This is a genomic window from Emticicia sp. W12TSBA100-4, assembly GCF_040253585.1.
Lineage (GTDB): Bacteria > Bacteroidota > Bacteroidia > Cytophagales > Spirosomataceae > Emticicia.
This window is the reverse complement of the sequence record NZ_JBELAU010000004.1, coordinates 49981-73234: the sequence shown is the minus strand read 5'-3', so window position 1 is coordinate 73234 and position 23254 is coordinate 49981. Positions and strand designations below refer to the sequence as shown.

Sequence of the window (23254 nt, the reverse complement as noted above, 5' to 3'; positions counted from 1 at the left end):
GCATCTACTCTTTGAAACTTAGTGGTCTCCGTGCCTTAGTGGTAAAAAATTACTCCAACGGATGCTCCAAAAGCAATTTTGAGACATTATAAATATCTTTCTGATTGGCTACTGAAGCACGTACAATTTTTACTTTTTCGGGCGAAATGGCCGATGCTTTATTACCAAACGAATTTCTGACGTAGGTCAAAACGGCCGCTACTTCTTTATCGTTGAGCAAACCCTCAAATGGTGTCATTGGTACTTGTCCAGGGTAAGTTTTGCCGTTGACATCAATCTGTCCCATTAAGCCTTTTAGCACGATTTTGATAGCTCGGTCTTCATTACCAGTTACCCATTTTGTGCCTGCCAGTGGCGGAAAGCCCGAAGCAGTCAAACCTTTTCCATCAGCTTGGTGACACGTTCCGCAGTAACCTTCTTTGGCATAAATTTTCTTGCCCATCGTAAACAATTCGAGTTCTTTATCTTTCAAAGCCGATTTTTCGGCAATTTCTTTCGCTTTCTTCACAGGCATTCCACTCAAGTGAGCAACGGCCGTTTCGTGGGCATGAATCATCCATTCGTCCATTGCTTTCTTTTTGGCTTCCGCTAAAATCGGTAAGCCTTTTTCTTTACCAATCCACGAAGCCGCCACGATAGCGTCTAATCGGACTCGACTATTTTCGTCACGTACGGCTTGCATCAATAAAGCCGCTTGGTCAGGCACTTGATGCCCCACAAAACGCAAAACCTCAACCGCAGCCGCTCGTGCATGATAATCTTTAGCTTTGAGCATTTGGCGAAGTAGCTTTTGGTCAACTTTGTTCAAACCCCAAGTTAACCACAAAGCCTCTAATACATGATGCTCGTAGCGAGGGTCGTTTTTATCAAGATTTGCTACCCATTTTGTAATTTTTGGTAAAACTTCGGCGGCATTTCTTCCTCGCAGTTCTCGACGTGTACGATAACGAGTACGGTATTCGGGCAGCTTCAAATTATCAAGTAACGTTTCTACGTTTGCACCATCAATCTTTGCTGGTGTTAGTAGTGGACGTGATGGATATGTAACACGATATACACGTCCGTGTACGTGGTCACGTAATGGGTCACGGGCGTTGTGCTGCATGTGTCCGATAAGAATATTGTGCCAGTCAATGACGTAAAGCGAGCCATCGGGAGCAATTTCCATATCAACGGGGCGGAAATTTCGGTCTTCGCTCACAATCAAATCTTGGCGGTGTTTGGTTTTATAACCAGTACCATCATCAACTACCGAATGCTGTTTTGTTCCCAAAAAGCCAATGGTATTATTGATAAGCATATCGCCCTGCACTTCATCGGGGAAGTGGCGACTCCACAAAAACTCAAGCCCAGAAGTTGGGCGAACCATGTGGTCTTTTTCTATGAGTTGAACGCCTTTGTGCGTAGCTTCACCATAACGTGGAAGTACAGTTCCGGGCATCATCCAACGTACATCAGGACTTGAAGTTTCGGCAAAAAATGGTTGTCCCCAATCATCGAAGGCAATTCCCCACGGGTTTGGAATAGATAACTGAGCGGTGCGTTCAAGCTTGTGTAATTGTGGAGAATATCTATAAAAACCGCCATTGGTGGCACGCACAGTTCCATAAGGAGTTTCAACATTTGTATGTAAGAAAACGCCTTCACCGCCATAGATTGCACCCGATGGGTCGGCACAGAATGCACTGTTATTATGGTGCGTATCGTGGTCGTCGAAGCCACTCAGTAGGATTTCTACTTTATCAGCTTTATCATCGCCATTGGTATCGGTAAAAAGTTTGAGGTTTGTTCCTTGCGAAACATACACGCCTTCGGGAGCAATTTCAAAACCCAAGGGCAAATGTAAACCATCAACAAAAACAGTTTGTTTGTCGGCCTTGCCATCATTATTGGTATCTTCCAAAATCAAAATTTTATCGTTTGGTTTGGCATCACCAGGTTTGTAATGCGGGTAACTTGGCATCGTAGCTACCCACAAACGTCCTTTATTATCAAACGACATTTGCACTGGATTTGCCAAATCATCAAACTCTTTTTCGGAAGCGAAAAGCTCAATTTTATAACCCGCTGGTACTTTCAGTTTATTGAGGGCATCTTGTCCGTAGAGATATTCGAGGCTACCATTTTTTTCGGGATTAAAGTTGGTTTTCACTGGCGGAAGCGTTCGGGTATTTTTGTCGGCAGCGGCTACGTCCATTTTTTCACCTTTTGAAGCTGCTAACCATATCGCATTATCTCGAATATCGGTCATTTGTCGAATCTTCTCAATTTCGGCGGGGTAATTATCTGGCCCAAAAGGATTATATCTACGACCATACGCATGAACTCCGTTTGGAATTTTGTAGTCATTGTGCCACATCCAATTTTTTTCCATTACAGCGGCATGAATCAATGCTCGGTTTGACTCGGCTTTGGCAGGAGTTTTACCGAAAATCTTATCAGAAAGTAAAAGACCGAGTTTTTTGTAACCTTCATCATTTAGTTGCGAGCCGTCAATCGTCAAAGGTTCGACTGTGCTGGCATACCATGCTTTTGAAGGAGTAAAAGCATCAACAAAAAGTACTTTATTTTGAGCCGAAACTTCACGCATGGCGTTGGTGTAAAGTAGAAGATTTTCGTTTTCTTTTACACCATTTGGCAAATCGTATTTGCTGGTCAAATCTTCAAAAGCAATGGGCGATACAATAGCCAGTTGTGGAGCGGAAACACCGTTGTATTTTTGTTTCAAAGTATATTTAATAAAAGCATCCAATTCAGCTTTGAAATTTGTCAAACCTGCTCTTCCTTGAAACGATTCGCTGTAACCAAAAAACGCAATTATTACATCAGTTTTTAGTCGAGTAAGCCATTGGTCGGGATACTCGAAATGCCCTTCACTTTCTGAGTTTTTGGCATATTCGGTCTGAAATTTTTCAGCACCTGCAAATGCCCAAGGCAGATTTCGACTGGCGTGTGGACGAAAACCTGGGGTATCGCCACCATCGCACATATTTCTGATAATCAATGAGTTGTCGGGGTAACGTACGTGCATTTCGGTCTCAAAATGGTCATAGTTCATCATCCTTGAACCAAGATTTCCACCGATGAGTGAAATATGGCTTCCTTTTTCTACTTTAATAATATCAAGCGGAGCTGGAAGAAACGAACTGATCAGAAAAACAATCAGTACGAATGTTGTGAGTAATATTTTGATGTTGAGTTTCATTATTACAATTTTTTACCACTAAGGAACTAAGATTCACAAAGCAGATTCTTAGTTCCTTAGTGGTTGATAAAGAATCATTTAACCATGCCACGATATGGCACATTAATATCTATTTTACCTTTCCATTTTTTGGGTACAGGTTTACCTAATTCCCAATGAATGGCATTGATAACAAGGCGTTGGAAAGACTCTACTTGAAAGTCTTCGGGGTGTCCCATTGTAGTAGTAAAGACCTTTGCACCGAACGAATTTTTACCTGTCCACGCAACTGGATTTTCGATGGCTGCCTTATCGGGATTCACAGCTTTTCCCATCAAAAGCCACTCAGAACCTTTGGTAGGGTAATCAGGTAAAACTCGATACAACCACGAACGCACATGAAAACTCGGAGCAACGCCCGTCAGAATTGGGTGTTTTTTTGCAGCTTCTATGACCGAAACGTCGGTGCTGCTTTCATGTCCATAGTGCGTGTGAGCAGCTTTTCCACCCCAACCTGGAGGGGCATTGAGAGCAAATTCACCAAAGGCATTCCAACGTTCGGAAACATCACCTTTCGGAAAATTGAAGGCATGAGTTGTTGTTCGGAAACCCATTACTGGTTTTCCAGATTTGAGGTATTTATCAATGTGTTCGAGTTGCTCGGGCGGAAGTTGTCGCCAACGGAGGTAGAAAACTGCCAAATCAGCTTCTTGCAAAGCCTCCAGACCTGGGATGTCTTTCTCGGCATTTTGGTTCGGATAAGCCTTCAAAACTTTGGTTCTGAAACCGTAGTTTTTTTCGAGTTCGGCAGCGATTAATGGAAGCGTGAACTCACCACTGTACTCGTGGTCGCCAGTTACGAAGACAATTAATGGCTGCTTTTTAGCTTGTGCCGTTGCCTGATGCACAAACGCACCCAGCAACACAAAACTCAGTAATAAAAAAGTTTTACGCATTAGATTTTTATAGATTGAAGGTTGAGTTAAGTAGGTGGCTAACAGTCGATTAAAGGCAGTTTTTCAGTCACCAAACTTTTACTCATAAAAATAAGTATTAATTCTATTAAATTTCATTTAGGCGAAAGAATATTATTAAGAAAATTTAAGAAAGCCTATAAAGCATTATTTATCAGAAGAATAACATAATTTTTGTTTTTAATTTATTTAAGCACAATACAAAACCCCATCAAGTACGTTAGGATAAAAGTACTGATAATTTTATAATGAAAAATCGTCTCATTTTTGCCTTTTTAGCTTTCTTTTTACTTTCTCTTCAAGCGTGCTCACAAACCACCGAACAAATCAATGGCGAAGCCCAACTCCAACAATCGGTTTTAGAGTATGTGAATCAATATCGTAGAGGAAAAGGCTTAGCTCCGCTCAAAATGATACCACTCATCACAGCGGAGGCATTAAAACACAGCAAAAACATAGCTGACGGCCGAGTAGATTTCGGACATGATGGTTTTGAAAGTCGTGCAGATAAATTGATGAGCCAAATAGAACTATCAAATGCCATTGCAGAGAATGTCGCTTACGGAAAATTTTCGGCACAAGAAGTAGTGAATCGTTGGATACAAAGTTCTGGGCATCGAAAAAATATTGAAGGCAAATTTACGCTTACTGGTGTGGGAATTGTGCGTCGGGCTGATGGTTATTTATTTTTTACACAGATATTTATCAATAAATAAATTACTGATTAAGTGGCTACATTTGGAATGGTTTTTGCTATATTTTAAGCAATAACTAACAAATAATCCATGCGTATATTTACTATACTTTTGCTATTGAAGTGTTCTATTTTTGCTTTCGGGAACGATAATACATTCACTATCAATGCTATTGGCCCAACTACTATTTGTAGTAGCGATTCGGTAAATATTGTTGCTACGGGCTGCTCAGGCAATATCATTTGGAATAACGGCAACACCTATAATCCTTCTGCGATTCATGCAGTTCAAGCTGGCAATTATTTCGCTACTTGCGTACCAACTGGCGAAGTTTCAAACACTATCACTATAACTATTCTTCCGCCGACTGCTCCAATAATCACTCAAAATGCAAATACCCTGATAGCAAACGGCTGCGAGGGAACGGTCATTTGGAATAATGGAGCGGAAGGAACAAGCATCACTGTAATGGCTGATGGCTCTTATAATGCTTACTGTCAAGGCTCACCGTGTAGAAGTACTGTTTCTAATACTATTCAAGTCAATGTTCTACCAAAGCCTCTAATCACTACTGATAAAACTTCATTATGTAATGGTGAAAGAGCAGTACTAACCGCAACAAATTGCACAGGATTAATCAATTGGAGCAATGGCTTTACGGGTAGCAGTATTTCGGTAGATACCGCAGGAGAATATTACGCCTTTTGTACGAAAGATGATAACCGTAGTCTTAATTCTGATACTTTAGTAATCTCCGCTATCAATACCAATCCTCCTGTCATTTCAGCATTAAATGGCGAATTTTGTCTAAATCCAACTGTTACATTGATTTCGAGTGCTTGTGTAGATGGCACACTCTTATGGAATAATGGAAGCACGGGAACATCTCTTATAATATCAGTAACAGGAACATATTCGGTTCAATGTCAAAACTCTTGCGGAACAAGTCCACCCTCAAACATAATTACAATTTCACAAAGTGGTGTTACACCCATAACACCTTTTGTATCTTCCAATCAAAATACAATTTGTAATGGGTCATCTGCAATACTAACCGCTTCGCTATGTAATGGCACTGTTTTATGGAATACAGGAGAAACTACATCGGTCATAACAGTTACGCAAACAGGGACTTATTCGGCCATTTGCCAAACATCGTGCGGTAGTAGCAATCCATCAAATACATGGAATATTCAGCAAGGCTTCCCACCAGCTGCACCTGTTATTTCTGCTAACAAAACTGTTTTATGCGATGGTGAATCGGCAACATTATCGGCTACTGGCTGCCAAGGCCAGATAATTTGGTCGAATGGGGCAACTACTTCTTCTATCCAATTGATTATAGCAGGTACATTTTCAGTTATTTGTAAAAATCAATGTGGAGAAAGCGGGCCTTCAAATGCCATTATTTTGCGAAGTGGCATTTTACCTACTATTCCAAACGCAACCTCTAATAAGGCATCCATTTGTGGCGGAGAAACAGCAAATCTAATTGCAAGCGGTTGTAACGGTGTAGTGATTTGGAGCAACGGAATGACTTCTACTTCTGTGCAGATTTCGCAAGCAGGTACTTATACCGTTACTTGTAATACTATATGCGGCTCGGCCGTCTCTAATAATGTTGTTATTGGAAGCACAAATATAATTCAACCTCCAAACATTACAAGTACAAAAACTGCTCTTTGTGGTACTGATAATGCGACACTCACAGCAACTGGCTGCTCGGGAACAGTTCTCTGGAGCAATGGTTCAACTGGGACAACTATTACCATTCTGAAAGAAGGTTCTTATACTGCAAGATGTCAGACATCTTGTGGTATTAGTAGCGACAGCAATTCCATAAAAATTGTTCAACTTAATAATCAATGTACGCCAATAACCGTACGAAAATTAAGGTAGTACCTCCAAAAACCGCCTCAAACTCGGATTTGGATTTTGTGGATTCCACAAAGCCGTGATTTCTGCTTTTTGCGGAATATCTCGAAGTTCAATGAATTTAATGGCAGCATTGGTTACTCGTTCAAACGAAATCGGAATGAGCGAAATCCCCAGATTATTTTCTACTAATTTGAGCGTTGTATAACCATGTACGGTTTCATGCGAAATTTGTGGAGTAAACCCTGCATCTTCACAAATACTCCATTGAAGGTTGTGGTAAATCTCGCCATCGGTTTTGATGGGAAGAATAAATTTTTCGTTGGCAACTTGTGCTATGGATTGAAAATTCGATGAATCAAGCCAATGGTTTTTGGGCAAAACCAGAGCAAAATTTTCTTGAAAAACGATTCGTTGTTGGAAACGCTTGTTGGGTGGCGGATTGCGTAGAAAAGCAATATCCAACTCGCCTTTCTGAACTGCCAAAAGTTGCGAAGCCGAAGTCATTTCTGATAAATAAGTATGAATCTCAGGGAATTTATCGTGTAAATTCCCAAGCAAACTGGGCAAAAAAGTATGAATACATGAGCCAACATAACCGATTTTCAGCTCACCTTTTTGCCCCAATTCTATTTGCTTTATTTCGTTTTTTGACTTTTCTAAATGCTCAAAAAGCTTCGCTATTTCTGTCTTGAAATACTCGCCTGCCACCGAAAGTTTTACATTTCGTTTATTTCTATCAAAAAGTATCACGCCCAATTCAGCCTCCAAATCTTGGATTTGCTTGGTTAGTGCTGGCTGAACAATAAATAGCTTATCGGCGGCACGCTTGAAGTGCAGCTCTTGGGCAAGCATCAGAAAATAACGAAGCTGTCGGAGTTCCATTTCTTATCCGTTCAATTTTAGAACCTTACTTGTCCATGCTCTTACTTCATCACACAAAGCTGGATTTTCAATCAATGGGCGGCCATACGACGGAATCATTTGTCTAACCTTCTGTTGCCATTCGTCCGACTGCATTTGTATTGGGAAACATTTTTTGATTACATTTAACATAATCGAAACCGAGGTAGAAGCCCCAGGCGAAGCCCCCAACAAAGCAGCCAAAGAGCCATCGGCGGCACTCACCACTTCTGTTCCAAACTCCAAAACACCACCGTGTTCATCATCTTTTTTGATTACCTGCACACGTTGCCCAGCAATTTCCAATTCCCAATCTTCCATTTTGGCGGTTGGCATAAAATTTCGGAGAGCCTCCAATTTAGCCTCTTCCGATTGCATAACCTCATGTATTAGGTATTTTGTAAGCGGAATATTATCCAAACCAGCCGAAATCATCGGAATCAGATTCGACCATTTGATAGAAGTTGGCAAATCGAAATAAGAGCCATTTTTCAAAAATTTCGTAGAAAAACCTGCATACGGGCCAAAAAGAAGTGCTTTTTCACCATCAATCATGCGAGAATCAAGGTGCGGAACAGACATCGGTGGAGCTCCTACCGAAGCTTTACCATACACTTTGGCATGATGAGCATTTATCACATCGGGGTTAATACATTTCAGCCATTGCCCGCTCACTGGGAAACCACCAAAGCCTTTACCTTCGGGAATATCAGCCTTTTCGAGTAAATGCAATGAGCCTCCACCCGCCCCGATAAACACAAATTTGGCTTTTACCTCGGTTTCTTCACCATTATCTAAGTTCTTTACCTCAATCGTCCATTTTTTCTCATCATCTTCTCGCTCAATATCTTCTACCTCGTGGTGTAAATGAATATTCACGCCATTTAAACCATCTAAATAGTCGAGCAAAGCACGAGTTAAAGCTCCGAAATTCACATCAGTGCCGATATCCATTTTGGTAGCTGCTACGTGCTGATTGGGGTCACGCTCTTCCATCACAATCGACATCCATTCTTTTAGTTGTGCATGGCTTTCTGAATATTGCATGCCCTTAAAAGGATGATATTTTATAAGTGCCGAATGACGTTTTCGGAGGTACGTAACGTTTTCTTCTCCCCAAACAAAACTCATGTGCGGAATACTACGAATAAAACTTTCAGGCGATTGAACAATATTTCTCTCGACTAAAAAAGCCCAAAACTGACGAGAAGTCTCAAAGGCTTCATCAATCGCAATGGCTTTTTTACAATCAATCGAACCGTCTTCGAGTTCGGGTGTATAATTTAATTCACAAAGTGCCGAATGGCCAGTTCCTGCATTATTCCAAGCATCTGAACTTTCACCCGCTACAAAATCCAGTCGCTCAAAAACCTCAATCGTGAGGTCGGGCTGAAACTCTTTGAGCATGATTCCGAGTGTAGCACTCATTATTCCTGCCCCAATAAGCACCACATCGGGCTTTTTATTGATAGTTTTTGCTATTCTTGTCATTAATTACGTTTGCTGTTATCGGTTGTGTAAAACTAAATACTTTCATTAAAATTCTATGCCAGCGGGTGAGATTAAAATGCTTTGTTCGGTTATAACACAATCAAAAAAGAAGTTCGACTCCTTCAGAGTCGTGACTTAATAACATTTTCTTCCCTTTTCCTGAATTGCATTCAGGGCTATTCATGTTTGACCACTATGTGGTCATGTATATCTTATATTAATCACTTTTATTGATTAATCAACTACAAAAATACTATTTTATATTATTAAATAGAAGCTCGAATTTTGTCAAAAAATCAGGCTTAACTATGCTAACGACAATCATCGACAAAAGCACACACATCATTGACCAAGATTGGCTCGATATTGATACTTTACAGCAAATCTCGACACATACGCACGACCTCGAACTTTCGGAAGCAGCACGCTATCGAATCAACCATTGTCGAGATTTTCTTGACCAAAAACTCAACAATAGCGATTGCCTTTTCTATGGCATCAATACTGGTTTTGGTTTTTTGCAAAACGTGGCAATTGACAAAACACAAATTGCTCAACTACAATATAATTTACTGCAATCGCACGCTTGTGGTATGGGCGATGAAGTGCCGAAAGAAATTGTAAAATGGATGCTTTTCTTGAAAATCCAGTCGCTTGCCTACGGGCATTCGGGTGTGCAAGAACAAACTGTTCAGCGATTAATTGATTTTTATAATTACGATATTACACCTGTTATTTATGCACAAGGGTCGCTCGGAGCTTCGGGTGACCTATCTCCGCTTTCGCACTTGGCTTTACCGCTGATTGGTTTAGGAGAAATAAATTTTAAAGGTAAAAAAAGAGCAGCGAAAGAAGTTTTAGACCAATTTGGTTGGCAACCTATCGAGCTACAAAGCAAAGAAGGAATTGCCCTCATCAACGGCACTCAATTTATGGCCGCTTATGGAGTTTATAATTTATTAAAGGCTCAAAAACTCCTCAAAATAGCAGATTTAATTTCGGCGATTTCGATTGATGCGTTTGATGCGTCTTTGCAACCTTTTCACCCAAAAATTCATTCGATTCGTCCGCACAAGGGGCAAGTAGAAACCGCCGAAACTATTTGTAAATACCTGATTAACAGTCAAATAATCAATCAAACAAAAACACAAGTTCAAGATCCGTATTCGTTTCGTTGTATTCCGCAAGTACACGGTGCAAGCAAAGATTCGATTGGTTTTGTGAGTAAAACTTTCTTGCAAGAAATCAATGCCGTGACCGATAACCCTAATATTTTTCCAGATGAAGACCTGATTCTTTCGGGTGGAAATTTTCATGGTCAACCATTAGCAATCGCCTTTGATTTAATGAGCATAGCAATGGCCGAAATCGGAAGCATCTCAGAGCGACGTACCTATCAATTATTGTCGGGGCAACGTAGTTTACCTTTATTTTTGGTAAAAAATTCAGGTCTAAATTCGGGTTTGATGATACCACAATACACCGCCGCAGGAATCGTGAGCGAAAACAAACAACTTTGCACACCAGCTTGTGTCGATTCGATAGTTTCATCAAACGGACAAGAAGACCATGTAAGTATGGGAGCAAATGCCGCTACCAAGAGTTTACGAGTGCTAAATAATGTAGAACGAATTTTGGCAATAGAATTACTGACTGCTACACAGGCATTGGCATTCAGAAGACCGCTCAAAAGCTCAAAAATAGTAGAAGAAATCTATGAAAAATTTAGGCAAAAAGTTACTTTCAATGACAATGACCGAGTATTGCATGCTGACATAAAATTGGCGGTCGAATTTTTAAGTAATATTAATTTACCAGTGCTGTAAATAAATACAGCACTGGTTTTGAAAAATCTTATTTTCCAGCTCTACGCTCCAACTCAGCACGTTTTAGCGTAATCAAATGACCGATTGGTTTTCCTGCACGATAGGTAATCACACGAAGTGTAATTGGGCCATCGGGTAATTCGATTGGCTGTGAATATTTCGGTGAAAACTTATCGGGCATCGAGTCGTCAATCGAATAGAAAATATCTAAATCCGATATTTCACTACCCAATTCGAGCATTAATTTACCATTTTTATAGCTTGGTGTGATAATCGCATCGTAAACTGCTTTCGAGAAACCCAATTCGGCAACCTCAGCACGGTCGAAATGAGCTTCCATTCGTTTGCTAAAATTATCCCAGTTTTTAGCCGATTTCTGCGACCAATATACTTCTGATAAAGCCCATGCACGTGGATAAGTCATGTATTCGGCATAACGCAACGTTGGCAATTGTTCACTCCAAAGATTTCCTTGTCCACCCAAGATATACTTGGCATCAACGCCATCTGGCACAGGTTCAAAACTATACGATTTACTCACACGAAGACCTGCATAAATTGGTGGGTCGATGGTATTTTCTCCTTGGTTATAATCTAAATAAGCAAAGGTTGTTGGGGTCATTACAACTTCGTGGCCGAGATGTGCCGCTTCAATTCCGCCCTTCACTCCTCTCCAACTCATTACGGTTGCATTTGGCGAAATTCCACCTTCCAAAATCTCATCCCAACCGATGAGTTTTTTACCTTTTGCCGCCAAAATTTTCTCCAAACGATTCATAAAATATCCTTGAAGATCTTCTACATGGCGAATCCCCAGTTTTTTCATCAAAGCCTGACAACCCGCATCTGCTGCCCAAAAACCTTTGTAACATTCGTCACCACCCACATGAATATATTGGTTCGGGAAAAGTGCCGCCACTTCGGTCATTACTTTATCCAAAAATTCATATACTTTTTCATCTGAAGGGTTCAACGCATTTTCATAACGCATCTTGAAAGTACCGTTTCCGTACCAATCAGCGATATTTGCCCCTGGATTTACGAATGTATTTGGGTTCTTAGTTGTACTTAATTCTGGGTACGCTGCTATTGCCGCCATGCTATGGCCTGGCACATCAATTTCGGGTACAATCGTAACGTTGCGTTCTTGGGCATATTTTACAACTTCCTTAATGTCTTCTTGGGTATAAAAACCTCCAACCGTAGCTTTTTCGCCTACTTTTGCAGGTTCACGGTCACCGAAATGTCCCGAACGAGGCACACGCCACGCTCCTATTTCGGTTAGTTTTGGTAAAGATTTTATCTCGATTCTCCAACCTTCATCATCGGTCAAGTGCCAGTGAAAAGTATTATATTTCAAGCGGGCAATATCATCAATGTATTTTTTTACTTCAGCTTTTGTGAAGAAATTACGGCTTACATCAAGCATAATTCCTCTCCAACCGAAGCGTGGATAATCAGTAATTTTTGCAACAGGAATCGCCCACGTAGCTTTCGTAACCGACTTACTTTCAATCTCTTTCGGTAAAAGTTGTAGCAAAGTTTGCATGCCATAAAACAAACCCGCAGTTTGGTTGGCCGAAATAACAACGCCTTTCGGAGTTGACTCAAAAGTATAACCTTCTTTTCCAAGCTGAGCATTTGGAGTATCATTCAAATTGAGTTGAATCGTACCAGTTTTTCCTTCTTGGGCTTTTAAAGCTAAGCCCGTAGGCACGCTCAATTTCTGCACCAACATTTCAGCCACACCGCTTGCGTCAGCTTTGTTGTAACTGATGGTGGTTTTGGCGGTTAGAGTAAAGCTTCCTGCACTCTGCGATACCTCAACGGGCTGCGGAATAAGGTTTAAGGGCGTATTTTGGGCATTTAGATTGAGAAAGGCAAAACTAAGCACCGAAAAAAGAACTTTTTTCATAGAACGAAAGAAGAGTTTTGTTGAATTGAAAATGGTTGGGGTTGAATTATACCACAATATTAAGGTAGTAAGGCCTTCTTTTCAAGTCTTTTTAAAAAATTATTTTTCAATAAATTAATATTAAAAAAATATTTTAGAATACTTGATTTTCGTTTTGAATTAAACTCAATACAGGTTAATTCGAAGCTTTTAATCTCTACGATATTCTTTTTGATAAACTAATGGCGATTTCCCGACAATTGTCTTAAATTGTCGATTAAAATTTGAGATGGTATTATAACCACTTTCATAAGCAATTTGAGTAACATTGAGCGTGCCTTCATGCAGCAGTTTACAAGCGTGACCGATGCGAATTTCGGCAATAAAATCAAAGAAAGATTTATTGGTTCGGCTCTTAAAATACCTACAAAAAGCTGCATCGCTCATGCTCACAAGCGAAGCTAACTCACTAAGACGAACCTCTTCTTTGAAATGCTTCATTACATAATCATGCACTTTTTGCATTCGCTCGGTTTCCGAAATCTTGTGCATATTTACATAACCTAAACTCGTAATAAACTCATAATCAACGGATTGAGAAAGCTCATGTAGCATCGAAAGTAGTTTCAAAACTCGTTCAAAGCCTTCGAGTTTATTCAGTTCAACCAACCCTTCTCTGATTTTATCACGCATTTTCCCCACGATGTCCATTCCACGTTGACCATTTTGCAAAAGTTGTTTGAGGCGGTGCATTTCTGATTTTTCAAAGAAATTATTTCCCAAAAAATCTTCCGTAAAATAGACCACAATTCCGTGCGTTTCTAAGCCCGAATTTTGCTCAAAATAGGCTTTATCATTCCGCCAAAGATGCGGTACGTTTGGCCCCAGAAAAACAGTATCGCCCGCTTCAAAATGCTGAATATCATCACCGATGAAGCGAGTACCACTTCCTTCAAAAACAGTAAACAGTTGATAATGAGGATGAAAGTGCCAACTCGAATCAAAATGAGATTGACGCAATTCTTGCACTTCAAACGAATAAACCTGACTTCCGAGTGTTTTTTTTAGTAGTTTCATTGAAGAAGTCCACAGTCTGTAGTCGACAGTCCACCGTGGTTTTATTGAATAATATATATATACGTATATTTGCTTATTTTTCTGTAAATATATTTAAAAATATCAAAATACAGTCAAAATTAGTTAATCAACGCACATTTTATATAATTTTATTGCGATAAATTTGTATTATTATTTTTATTTAAATTAGAATTCCCCTTTAGGGGTTAGGGGCATGACCTACGGAATGAATCTCCTTTTATGGGGAACAGAAATTAACGAAGACCTTTTTCCAGTTTTAGAACAAATCAAGGAAATTGGATTTGATGGGGTAGAAATCCCTATTTTTGATACAAATCCAGAAAAATGGTATTCTTGGCGAGCAAAATTAGATGAATTAGGACTCAAACGCATCGCTGTAACGATAAACGGCCCAGATTTCAATCAAATCAGTGCTGATGCCGAGATGCGTAAAGCAACGCTCGAACGCAACAAACGAGCCATTGACTGTGCCATGATTTTGGGTTCGGATTTACTCACGGGGCCTTTTCACTCAGCTTTGGGCGTTTTTACGGGTGTTCCACCAACTAAAGAAGAATTGCTTTGGGCAAAAGAAAATCTTTGGGATTTGGCCGAATACGCCGACAGCATGGGCATCACGCTCGGACTTGAATATTTGAATCGCTTTGAAAGTTATTTAGTTTCGTCGTCGGATGAACTTTTGGCTTTGGTCGAAGACATCAATCACCCTGCTTGCAAGATAATGTTTGATACTTTCCATGCCAATATCGAAGAAAAATCAATGACCGAAGCCATCAAAAAATTGGCCAAACACATCGTTCATGTACAGCTTTCAGAAAACGACCGCAGTACGCTTGGCAAAGGCAGAATTGATTTTACCGAAATTTTAGCCGCCCTAAAATCAATCAATTATGATGGAATGCTAAGCATCGAAGCATTCAGCATGAAGCTTCCAGCGGCCAATATTTGGCGAAAAATGTTTGATTCAGAAGAACAATTAATGAAAGATAGTCTATCGTTTTTAAAATCTCACCTATAAATAATATGTCAAAACAAATAAACATAGCCATCGTTGGACTTGGCTTCGGAGCAGAATTTATTCCCATTTATCAGCGTCACCCAAACGCAAATATGTATGCTATTTGCCAAAGAAACGTTGAAAAACTCAATGCAATCGGCAATACTTTTGGGGTTGAAGTTCGCTATTCAGATTACGACGAGTTATTGAAAGACCCAAACATTGATGCGGTTCATATCAATTCGCCAATTCCGAACCACGCCGAGCAAACCTTGAAGGCTCTTTACGCAGGAAAACACGTAGCATGTACAGTTCCGATGGCTACTTCGGTAGAAGATTGCCAAGCCATCGTAAACGCTTGCAGAGAAACTGGTAAAAAATACATGATGATGGAAACCGTGGTTTATGCCCGTGAATTTTTGTTTGTGAAAGAATTATACGAAAAAGGTGAACTCGGAAAAGTACAATTCTTGAAAGCATCTCACCAACAAGACATGGAAGGCTGGCCTGACTATTGGCCAGGTTTACCGCCAATGCACTACGCTACGCACTGCGTTGGGCCTGTGGCGGGTTTATTGAGATTAGAAGCCGAATACGTTTCGTGTTTTGGTTCAGGAACAATTTCGGAAGATTTGATAAAAATACATAATTCACCATTTGCTGTTGAATCCGCACACATAAAATTCAAAAATAGCGATTTGAGTGCTTACGTTTATCGTTCGTTGTTCGATGTAGCACGTCAATACCGTGAGAGTTTCGAGGTTTACGGCTCGAAAAAATCTTTCGAGTGGGCTTTGATTGAAAACGAACCAAACGTTATTCACACTGCCAAAAAGCCAGAGCCAGAAATTCCAGAAAAAGTTGAAACGCCTGATTATGCACACTTGCTTCCGCAGGAGATTCAATCTTTTACAGGAAAAGGTGTCTATGACCACGACGATAACACACACCTAAGTTTTGCACAAGGTGGCGGACACGGTGGCTCGCACCCGCATTTGGCTCATGAGTTTATTTCGGCACTCATCGAAGACCGTGACCCATTCCCGAATGCCGTACAATCGGCCAACTGGACATCGGTTGGAATCTTGGCACACGAATCGGCCATGAAAGGTGGCGAGATTATTTATTTGCCTGAGTTTTGAGAATCACCCCTAACCCCTAAAAGGGGATAAAATATTCGTCGCAATTTTTTCGTCGCAAAGTAGAGACAGGGCAGGCCCTGTCTCTACAAACGGTTTACCAATGTTTTTCAACATTAATGGGTTTCAAAAACCACCCTATCCAATTAAAAATCAAATGAAAAAAATCGTTTTATTTCTAACTCTCATGCTCTCTTTTTCGAGCATATTCGCCCAAACTGGCCGAAGGCTCGAAATCCTTTTCCTCGGCGATAATGGGCATCACAAACCCATTGAAAGAGTTCCAACAATCATGGCGGCATTGGGCAATAAGGGTATCAACTTTACTTATACCGATAAATTGGAGGATATTAATGCCCAAAACTTATCGAAATATGATGCCTTGATGATTTTTGCCAATTGGGACGACATCACGCCCGCCGCCGAAAAGGCTTTGCTCGATTACGTAGCTTCGGGAAAAGGTATTTTACCGATTCACTGTGCTTCTTATTGTTTCCGCAATTCACCTGAGTATGTAAAAATGGTTGGTGGACAGTTTTGGAGACACCGCATGGATACAATTCAGGTAGTAAATGTTCAGCCAAATCATATCATCATGAAAGATTTGGGTACGATTCGAGTATTTGATGAAACCTATTTGCACAGCCAATTACAGCCCGACAATAACGTTTTACAAACTCGTGAAATAAAAGCCGACCAAACAAAAGACCGCCCTGATGCTAAAACTGAGCCTTATACTTGGACTCGCAGCTATGGTAAAGGTCGAGTTTTTTACACTGCTTACGGCCACGATGATAGAACTTGGAGCAATGTAAACTTCCAAAAATTGCTCGAAAACGGTATTCTTTGGGCAGTAAACGATGAAGCACGTGCAGCTCATGCGGCACTGAATCCGAAGCCATTCGAATATCGTGGGGCAAAATTGCCTAACTACGAAAAACGTCCAGGTGAACAACTACAGCAATTGGCTCTTACGCCTGAAGAATCAATGAAGCATATTCAAGTACCTGCTGACTTTGATTTGAGTTTGTTTGCTGCCGAGCCAAACGTCATGCACCCGATTGCAATGAGTTGGGACGAAAAAGGACGTTTGTATGTACTAATCACAAAAGATTATCCGAACGAACGCAAGGAATCGGGCGGTAGCGATTATATTTTGATTTGTGAAGACACCAATAAAGATGGCAAAGCTGATAAATTCACTCGTTTTGCCGAAGGTCTGAGCATTCCGACGGGAATGGTTTTTGCCAATGGCGGCTTGATTGTTTCGCAAGCACCACACATGTTACTTTTAAGAGATACCGATGGCGATGACAAAGCCGACGAAAAGAAAATTTTATTCACGGGTTTCGGCACGGGCGATACACACGCTGGGCCATCGAATTTGCATTATGGTTTCGATAACTGGATTTGGGGTTGTGTAGGTTATTCGGGTTTCAACGGAAAATTGGCCGAAGGTGATTCGTTGAAATTTGGACAAGCATTTTTCCGCTTCAAACCAGATGGCTCGAAAATGGAATGGACGACCAGCACTTCAAATAATACTTGGGGAATGGGCTTCAACGAAGCGGGAGATGTATTCGGCTCAACTGCCAATAACTCGCACGGTTGGTACATGGCTATTCCGCACCAAAACTTCTTGAATCCAGGGTTTAATGGCGATAACGGAAGCCGTGGAACGGATACCCACAAAGACATGAAACCCATCACCGAAAAGGTTCGTCAAGTTGACGTTTTTGGTGGGTTTACGGCGGCAGCTGGACATAATTTCTACACGGCTCGTGCTTTCCCGAAAAACTACTGGAATCAGATTGCGTTTGTTGCCGAGCCAACAGGACATATTTTGCACCAAAACAAAATGGTAAAAAATGGTACAAACTACGAAGACAAAGAATCGTTCAACCTCATGGCAGGTGCTGATGAGTGGTTTTCGCCAGTTTTTGCCGAAGTTGGTCCCGATGGAGCAGTTTGGGTAGCCGATTGGTACAGCTATATCATTCAGCACAATCCAACACCACAAGGTTTTGGCAATGGCAAAGGAAATGCTTACGATACAGATTTGAGAGATTTCACACACGGACGCATTTACCGAGTTGGTTACAAAAATGCTCCTGCTTATCAGCCAATTGCACTCAACAAAAACGACAAAGATGGTTTGCTAAAAGCTCTCAAAAACGACAATATGTTTTGGAGAAATCATGCTCAACGCCTATTGGTAGAGCGTGGAAACACCGACGTTGTGCCTGCTTTGATTGCTCTCGTAAACGACCCATCGGTTGATGAACTTGGCCTAAATCCAGCGGCTATTCATGCTCTTTGGGCATTGAAAGGCTTAGGTGCGATTGATAAAAACCCTGCGGCACTACAAGCGGCCGTTGGAGCATTGAAACACCAATCTTGGGCGGTTCGTAAGAATGCCGTACAGGTTTTACCAACCAATGCAAAGTCGGTTGATGTTATCTTGAAAAACAATTTATTGAACGATAAAGAGCCTTTAGTTATTCTGAATAGTGTTTTGGCACTCAACCAAATGCCACTCACACCAGCAGCCGAAAAAGCAATTTTAACTCGCATCGACCAAGCAACGGAGGCCACCGACCGCTGGCTTCCAGATGCGTTTGCAACTGCTTTAACAAGCCACAAATCGGTACTTTTGAAGAAACATCTACGTAATCTTGCTTCAACTCCTAAACCAGCAACAATGTCGCACGACCATTCGATGATGAATCACGGTGCAGCAATGACTGAAACTAAGACCACAACTGCGACAGAAACAACTTCGCAAGGTGTAGATTTAGTGATTACAAATGTGCGTACCGAACCCGCGTCTCCGTTTGTGCGTGAAGGCATGAGATATTTTGTAGAAGTAAAAAACAACGGAACGGATTCGTTGAAAAAGGGACAAGTTGCTTCTCTCAAAATTGACATTACGGGCGTAGGACAAAAATCAACGGTTTGGAGTAAAGTACATACTTCGGGCATTGCACCAAACGAAACCGTTACGATTAGCAAAAACACCAACGGCCCTTGGTCAGGAGATTTTGGTTACTCAACCGATTTGGCAGGTGAATATACTTTCACGGTGATGGTTGATGAAGAAAATAAAATTGCAGAAGGCAACGAAAGAAATAATACTTTCGTGAAAAAAGTAACCTACCAACAAGCACAAAAACTCAGCACTTTTGCCCTCGAAAGAGCGGCTCGTAGTTATGCTTCGGTTTCTGCACCTGATTCGATTGTTGCTCTTTTGAAATTGTGGGATAAACTGCCAAGCACCGAAAACGCCGCATTATTGAAAGGTTTATCAAGTGGCTGGAATCCTCGTAAAAAAGGAACAGTAAACGCTGCAAATCAAGAGTTTATGGCAAGCCTAAGCAGTAAATTGAGCGATGATAATTTGACAAGAATCAATAAGCTGATGCAGGCTTGGAACTTGAAAAACTCAGCCAGCGAAGCAGAAAAAGACGCCATCGTCATCAACATCAAGACTGTGGTAGAAGCCATGAAGTTTGATAAAAAAGAGTTTTCAGTTCCAGCAGGAAAAACCATCATATTGGTGCTCGAAAACCCCGACGCCATGCAACACAATTTGGTCATTGGTAAACCAAAAAGTCTTGAAATCATCGGAAATGCGGCTAATAAAATGATTACGCAGAAAGATGCAGTTGAGAAAAACTACGTTCCTGCTATTCCGCAAGTGTTGTTTTCAACGCCATTAGTGAATGCAGGTGAAACTTATCGTTTGAAATTTACTGCCCCAACTCAAGTTGGTGATTATCCATTTGTGTGTACGTTCCCAGGCCACTGGAGTATCATGAATGGCATCATGAAAGTTGTGAAATAGTTTTTTACCACGGAGGCACAGATTACATAGATTTACACAGAAAATCTGTGCTAATTCGTGTAATTCGTGCCTCCGTGGTAATTTCATTTATGTTACAAACCTTTCAAAATCTCTTCAATCGCCTTATCCAACTGAGGGTCTCTATCTTCGAGACGGTCTTTGAACGTCTGTTTTACATAAATATCGGGCTTCACACCTTCTGTTTCGATATTCTTACCATCGAGCGTATAGCAGCCCCACGATGGCAAACGATAAAACGAGCCATCAACCAAGCCTTTTCCCGAAGTAAAAATTATCCAACGATACGTTTCTGTACCGATAATCTTCCCGAGTTGCAATTGTTTGAAACCTTGGGCTGTCATTTCAGCATCACTCAAAGATTGTTCGTTGATTAACAACACCAAAGGTTTGGCAGCAGGAGCAAAATTTGGTTGAATTGTGAATTGTCCTTCACGGTATTTCCATTTCAGATACGGTTTTTGGGCCAAGAAATTCAAGACCAAATCGTGTACGTTTCCACCCGTATTATAGCGTAAATCGAAAATCAAACCTTCACGATTATAGGCTTCCGAAGTCATATCAATCAGAAATTTCTCCAATTCTTCATTTCCCATATTTCGCATGTGGGCGTAAGCGATTCGTTTTTTACTTTTGGCATCTACATAATTTTGGTTCCACTGAATCCATTCATCATATAAATTACTCACCAACGAGCCCGAACTTTGTGGATGAATTTTCACCGAAAACGAACTATCTTTTCGAGCAAAAGTGAGTTCAACTTCATCATCCATTGATGGCTTTTGAAAATAAAAATCACGATTTTGCTTCGCCTCAACACTTTCACCATTCACTTTTGTCAGAACATCACCCGCTAAAACGCCCTTCCCTGCTTTATCGGTCGCCGATTTCTTCACGATATATTTTACTTTGTACGGATTTTCTTCTTCAAACATAATTCCCGTTGCCAACGTAGCGGTCTTGAAGAAAGTATTTTCTTCCGAACCAAAACTCGAAAAACCAGTATGCGAAGCATTCAATTCGCCCAACATATCATTGAGCATCGTACGGAAATCGGTTCGAGTATTGATAAACGGCAAAAATGCTTCATACTTTTTCTTCACACTTTCCCAATTCAGATTATTGAGGGCTTCATTGTAGAAATTCTCACCAACATTGGCCCAAGTTTCGTAAAACATTTGCTTAAATTCGGCATCAAAATCCTTGCGAAACGTAAAACTCACATCAACTTTATCAACCTTGTTTCCATCTAAATTGAGCTTACAGATTGTTCCATTTATCAAGGCATAATATTTACCGTCAGCTTGAACGATATTCGTACTTGAGGCATCTGCACCTTCTATTTTTTCGGTTTTATTTGGTGTGAAAGGCTCAATAGTTGTCTTGTAAAGATTATTTTTGCCGTCAACGTGGTCGGATGGATAAATCACAAAAGTTTTGGTGTCTTTTTGAATAACAATCGGCGAATCTGCCGAGCCGTTGCTTGGACTAATGGCTTCCATTCGTTCCATTAAACCTTCAAAATCAATGACCATAGGCTCGATTTTCTTTGTTTTTGTAGTATCTGTTTTTGCTTTATCATCTGCTTTTTTCTCGGCAGGCTTGAATAAATCATTGAATTTATCCGACTTAAAAGGTGCTTCGATTTTGGTCAATGGCAAGCGGTAAATTCGCTCTTTGTCAAGTCCAAATGGATAACTGGCTTTAGTGCGATTAGAAGCAAAATAGAGATATTTTCCATCAGGCGACCAATACGGACTTTCTTCGGTGATACCTGTATTTGTCAAATTAATGGTTTGGTTTTTGAGTAAATTATGCAGGAAAAGTTCGCCCTCGAAGTTCTTTTTTGCCATAAATACCACATATTCGTCATTGGGCGAAATATACGGTTTTGAGTTCTGAAAGCCCCAAATCTCTTCTTTGGCAATAGTTTTAGTGGTAAAAGCCTTCAAATCAATCGTTTTTATTTCATCTCTGCCACTCAAAAACACCCCCAAAGTTCGGTCTTTGTTGAGCGTTAAATCTCGGTTATTTCTTAAATCATTGGTCAATTGTTTTTCTGCCCCTTTACCATCGGCCGCAATCGAAAACCAATTCTGATAACCATTGACGGTCTGATTGAAAACCAACGTTTTGCTATCGGCCAACCATTTCACTTCCAAAACTCTACCATCTGCTCTCGTCTGAAGCTGTTTCACAAACTTACCTTCGAGGTCAGAAACAAATAACTGTCCACGAGAACTGAAAGCCATTTTCTTGCCATCGGGAGCGACATCAAACTCCACGATACTTCCTTTTACATTGAAATCTTGGTCTTTTGGTAGCGTAAGATTTCGGTTGAGGGTTAGCTGCAAAGGCTGCGTTTTTTTGCTCGAAACATCATATAAAAATAGCTGATAATCTTTTTCAAAAATTACCTTTTCGCCATTGGCACTTACTTGCGGTCGTTTGATGGCCTCCTTAAAATTGGTCAACGAAGTCTTTTTCGTTCCATCAAATGTGTAGAGATTATACTCTCCATTGCCTTCATCCGATACGAAATAGACTTTTCCCGAACGGTCAATGGTTGTCCAGAAGTCTTTACCGTTATATTCAGTGTAACGTTTGTAGGCTTTAGTTTTGAGATTATAAGATTGAATATCAGGGTTAAATTCACCTTTGTAGCCTTTTCGGTAAGCCTGATTATCGCTTTCCCAAGTATCATTAAAAAACAATTCTCCCGAACTCGGATGCTCAATCACATTATGCGTTCGATTGAAAAAATGCTTGAAAACTCGCACGGGTGTACCGCCATTGAGTGCAATTTTATACGTTGTACCACCATTATAAGCACTTGAAGTAAGATAAATATGCTGCGAATCCCACGTCCATGATTCAACCAAATCGGCAGCATCATGAAACGTAAGTTGTCGAATCGTTCCACCTTCTAATGGCATCACATACACATCGGCATTGCCATATTGTCCACCCGAAAACGCCACCCATTTTCCATTGGGTGAGATACGTGGGCGAGTTTCGTTGCCCACCATAGCGGTTAATCGAGTAGCTATTTTTGAGAGTAAATCGGCCTTCCAAATATCGCCTTCGTAGCAGAAAACCACAGTTTTAGCATCGGGACTGATACTCGGATAAGAAGCAAAATAGAGGTCGTTGGTTTGAGCAAAGGCATGATACGCCCCCAATGCCCACGCACCCAAAAGTAAAAGAGCTTTTTTCATGTAAAATATTGATTTGTTGATTGAAATTGAAAGTTAAGGAAAAAGATTTTTACGGAAAAGTAGAAAATTTTTAATTGTAGAATTTCCATAAACAGTAA

At 40.6% G+C, this 23254-nt stretch carries 13 protein-coding genes; 6 read left to right on the top strand and 7 right to left on the bottom strand.

Annotation, left to right across the window (positions count from 1 at the left end):
• Nucleotides 1-49 precede the first annotated feature (49 nt).
• Together ABR854_RS06095 and ABR854_RS06090 are read right to left on the bottom strand one after the other, a co-directional pair.
• Nucleotides 50-3205 carry a PVC-type heme-binding CxxCH protein gene (locus tag ABR854_RS06095; RefSeq protein WP_350264485.1) on the bottom strand — a complete coding sequence of 1052 codons (3156 nt, stop codon included), beginning with the start codon at nt 3203-3205 and terminating at the stop codon, nt 50-52.
• Between the two features lie 74 nt (nt 3206-3279).
• The gene (locus tag ABR854_RS06090) at nt 3280-4140 is read right to left on the bottom strand and encodes a ThuA domain-containing protein (protein WP_350264484.1); all 861 of its coding nucleotides are present in this window, start codon (nt 4138-4140) and stop codon (nt 3280-3282) included.
• A gap of 266 nt (nt 4141-4406) precedes the next feature.
• Here ABR854_RS06090 and ABR854_RS06085 point away from each other — a divergent pair, with 266 nt between their 5' ends.
• On the top strand, nt 4407-4874 hold the full coding sequence (locus tag ABR854_RS06085) for a CAP domain-containing protein (RefSeq protein ID WP_350264483.1): 468 nt from the start codon (nt 4407-4409) through the stop codon (nt 4872-4874).
• Nucleotides 4875-4943: 69 nt separating this feature from the next.
• Nucleotides 4944-6752 (top strand): hypothetical protein, encoded by a 1809-nt coding sequence (locus ABR854_RS06080; protein ID WP_350264482.1) that lies wholly within the window; start codon nt 4944-4946, stop codon nt 6750-6752.
• Here the strand turns inward: ABR854_RS06080 and ABR854_RS06075 are convergent.
• Complete coding sequence (locus ABR854_RS06075) at nt 6744-7613, bottom strand: LysR substrate-binding domain-containing protein (protein WP_350264481.1); 870 nt, start codon at nt 7611-7613, stop codon at nt 6744-6746. The genes ABR854_RS06080 and ABR854_RS06075 overlap by 9 nt on opposite strands.
• A gap of 3 nt (nt 7614-7616) precedes the next feature.
• A complete protein-coding gene (locus ABR854_RS06070) occupies nt 7617-9122 on the bottom strand; it encodes a malate:quinone oxidoreductase (protein WP_350264480.1) in 1506 nt (501 codons plus the stop codon).
• A 308-nt stretch (nt 9123-9430) separates the two neighbouring features.
• On the opposite strand from ABR854_RS06070, the gene hutH reads away from it, so the two are divergent.
• Nucleotides 9431-10948: a histidine ammonia-lyase gene (gene hutH / locus ABR854_RS06065; RefSeq protein WP_350264479.1), complete on the top strand. Its 1518-nt coding sequence runs from the start codon at nt 9431-9433 to the stop codon at nt 10946-10948.
• A gap of 28 nt (nt 10949-10976) precedes the next feature.
• Here the strand turns inward: hutH and ABR854_RS06060 are convergent, their stop codons facing one another.
• On the bottom strand, nt 10977-12863 hold the full coding sequence (locus ABR854_RS06060) for a beta-N-acetylhexosaminidase (protein ID WP_350264478.1): 1887 nt from the start codon (nt 12861-12863) through the stop codon (nt 10977-10979).
• A gap of 189 nt (nt 12864-13052) precedes the next feature.
• The gene (locus ABR854_RS06055) at nt 13053-13919 is read right to left on the bottom strand and encodes an AraC family transcriptional regulator (RefSeq protein ID WP_350264477.1); all 867 of its coding nucleotides are present in this window, start codon (nt 13917-13919) and stop codon (nt 13053-13055) included.
• Between the two features lie 226 nt (nt 13920-14145).
• On the opposite strand from ABR854_RS06055, the gene ABR854_RS06050 reads away from it, so the two are divergent.
• From ABR854_RS06050 to ABR854_RS06040, 3 genes are all read left to right on the top strand, one after another.
• Complete coding sequence (locus tag ABR854_RS06050; RefSeq protein WP_350264476.1) at nt 14146-14958, top strand: sugar phosphate isomerase/epimerase family protein; 813 nt, start codon at nt 14146-14148, stop codon at nt 14956-14958.
• Between the two features lie 5 nt (nt 14959-14963).
• The gene (locus tag ABR854_RS06045) at nt 14964-16079 is read left to right on the top strand and encodes a Gfo/Idh/MocA family protein (protein ID WP_350264475.1); all 1116 of its coding nucleotides are present in this window, start codon (nt 14964-14966) and stop codon (nt 16077-16079) included.
• A gap of 154 nt (nt 16080-16233) precedes the next feature.
• Entirely contained in the window at nt 16234-19920 is a 3687-nt protein-coding gene (locus tag ABR854_RS06040) for a PVC-type heme-binding CxxCH protein (RefSeq protein ID WP_350264474.1), read from the top strand.
• A gap of 92 nt (nt 19921-20012) precedes the next feature.
• On the opposite strand, the gene ABR854_RS06035 is transcribed toward ABR854_RS06040, so the two are convergent.
• Nucleotides 20013-23156: a S41 family peptidase gene (locus tag ABR854_RS06035; RefSeq protein WP_350264472.1), complete on the bottom strand. Its 3144-nt coding sequence runs from the start codon at nt 23154-23156 to the stop codon at nt 20013-20015.
• Nucleotides 23157-23254: the final 98 nt, after the last annotated feature.

Coding starts and splice junctions, on each gene's coding strand:
- ABR854_RS06095 (WP_350264485.1), bottom strand. CDS start 3,205: ATGAAACTCAACATCAAAATATTACTCACAACATTCGTACTGATTGTT.
- ABR854_RS06090 (WP_350264484.1), bottom strand. CDS start 4,140: ATGCGTAAAACTTTTTTATTACTGAGTTTTGTGTTGCTGGGTGCGTTT.
- ABR854_RS06085 (WP_350264483.1), top strand. CDS start 4,407: ATGAAAAATCGTCTCATTTTTGCCTTTTTAGCTTTCTTTTTACTTTCT.
- ABR854_RS06080 (WP_350264482.1), top strand. CDS start 4,944: ATGCGTATATTTACTATACTTTTGCTATTGAAGTGTTCTATTTTTGCT.
- ABR854_RS06075 (WP_350264481.1), bottom strand. CDS start 7,613: ATGGAACTCCGACAGCTTCGTTATTTTCTGATGCTTGCCCAAGAGCTG.
- ABR854_RS06070 (WP_350264480.1), bottom strand. CDS start 9,122: ATGACAAGAATAGCAAAAACTATCAATAAAAAGCCCGATGTGGTGCTT.
- hutH (WP_350264479.1), top strand. CDS start 9,431: ATGCTAACGACAATCATCGACAAAAGCACACACATCATTGACCAAGAT.
- ABR854_RS06060 (WP_350264478.1), bottom strand. CDS start 12,863: ATGAAAAAAGTTCTTTTTTCGGTGCTTAGTTTTGCCTTTCTCAATCTA.
- ABR854_RS06055 (WP_350264477.1), bottom strand. CDS start 13,919: ATGAAACTACTAAAAAAAACACTCGGAAGTCAGGTTTATTCGTTTGAA.
- ABR854_RS06050 (WP_350264476.1), top strand. CDS start 14,146: ATGAATCTCCTTTTATGGGGAACAGAAATTAACGAAGACCTTTTTCCA.
- ABR854_RS06045 (WP_350264475.1), top strand. CDS start 14,964: ATGTCAAAACAAATAAACATAGCCATCGTTGGACTTGGCTTCGGAGCA.
- ABR854_RS06040 (WP_350264474.1), top strand. CDS start 16,234: ATGAAAAAAATCGTTTTATTTCTAACTCTCATGCTCTCTTTTTCGAGC.
- ABR854_RS06035 (WP_350264472.1), bottom strand. CDS start 23,156: ATGAAAAAAGCTCTTTTACTTTTGGGTGCGTGGGCATTGGGGGCGTAT.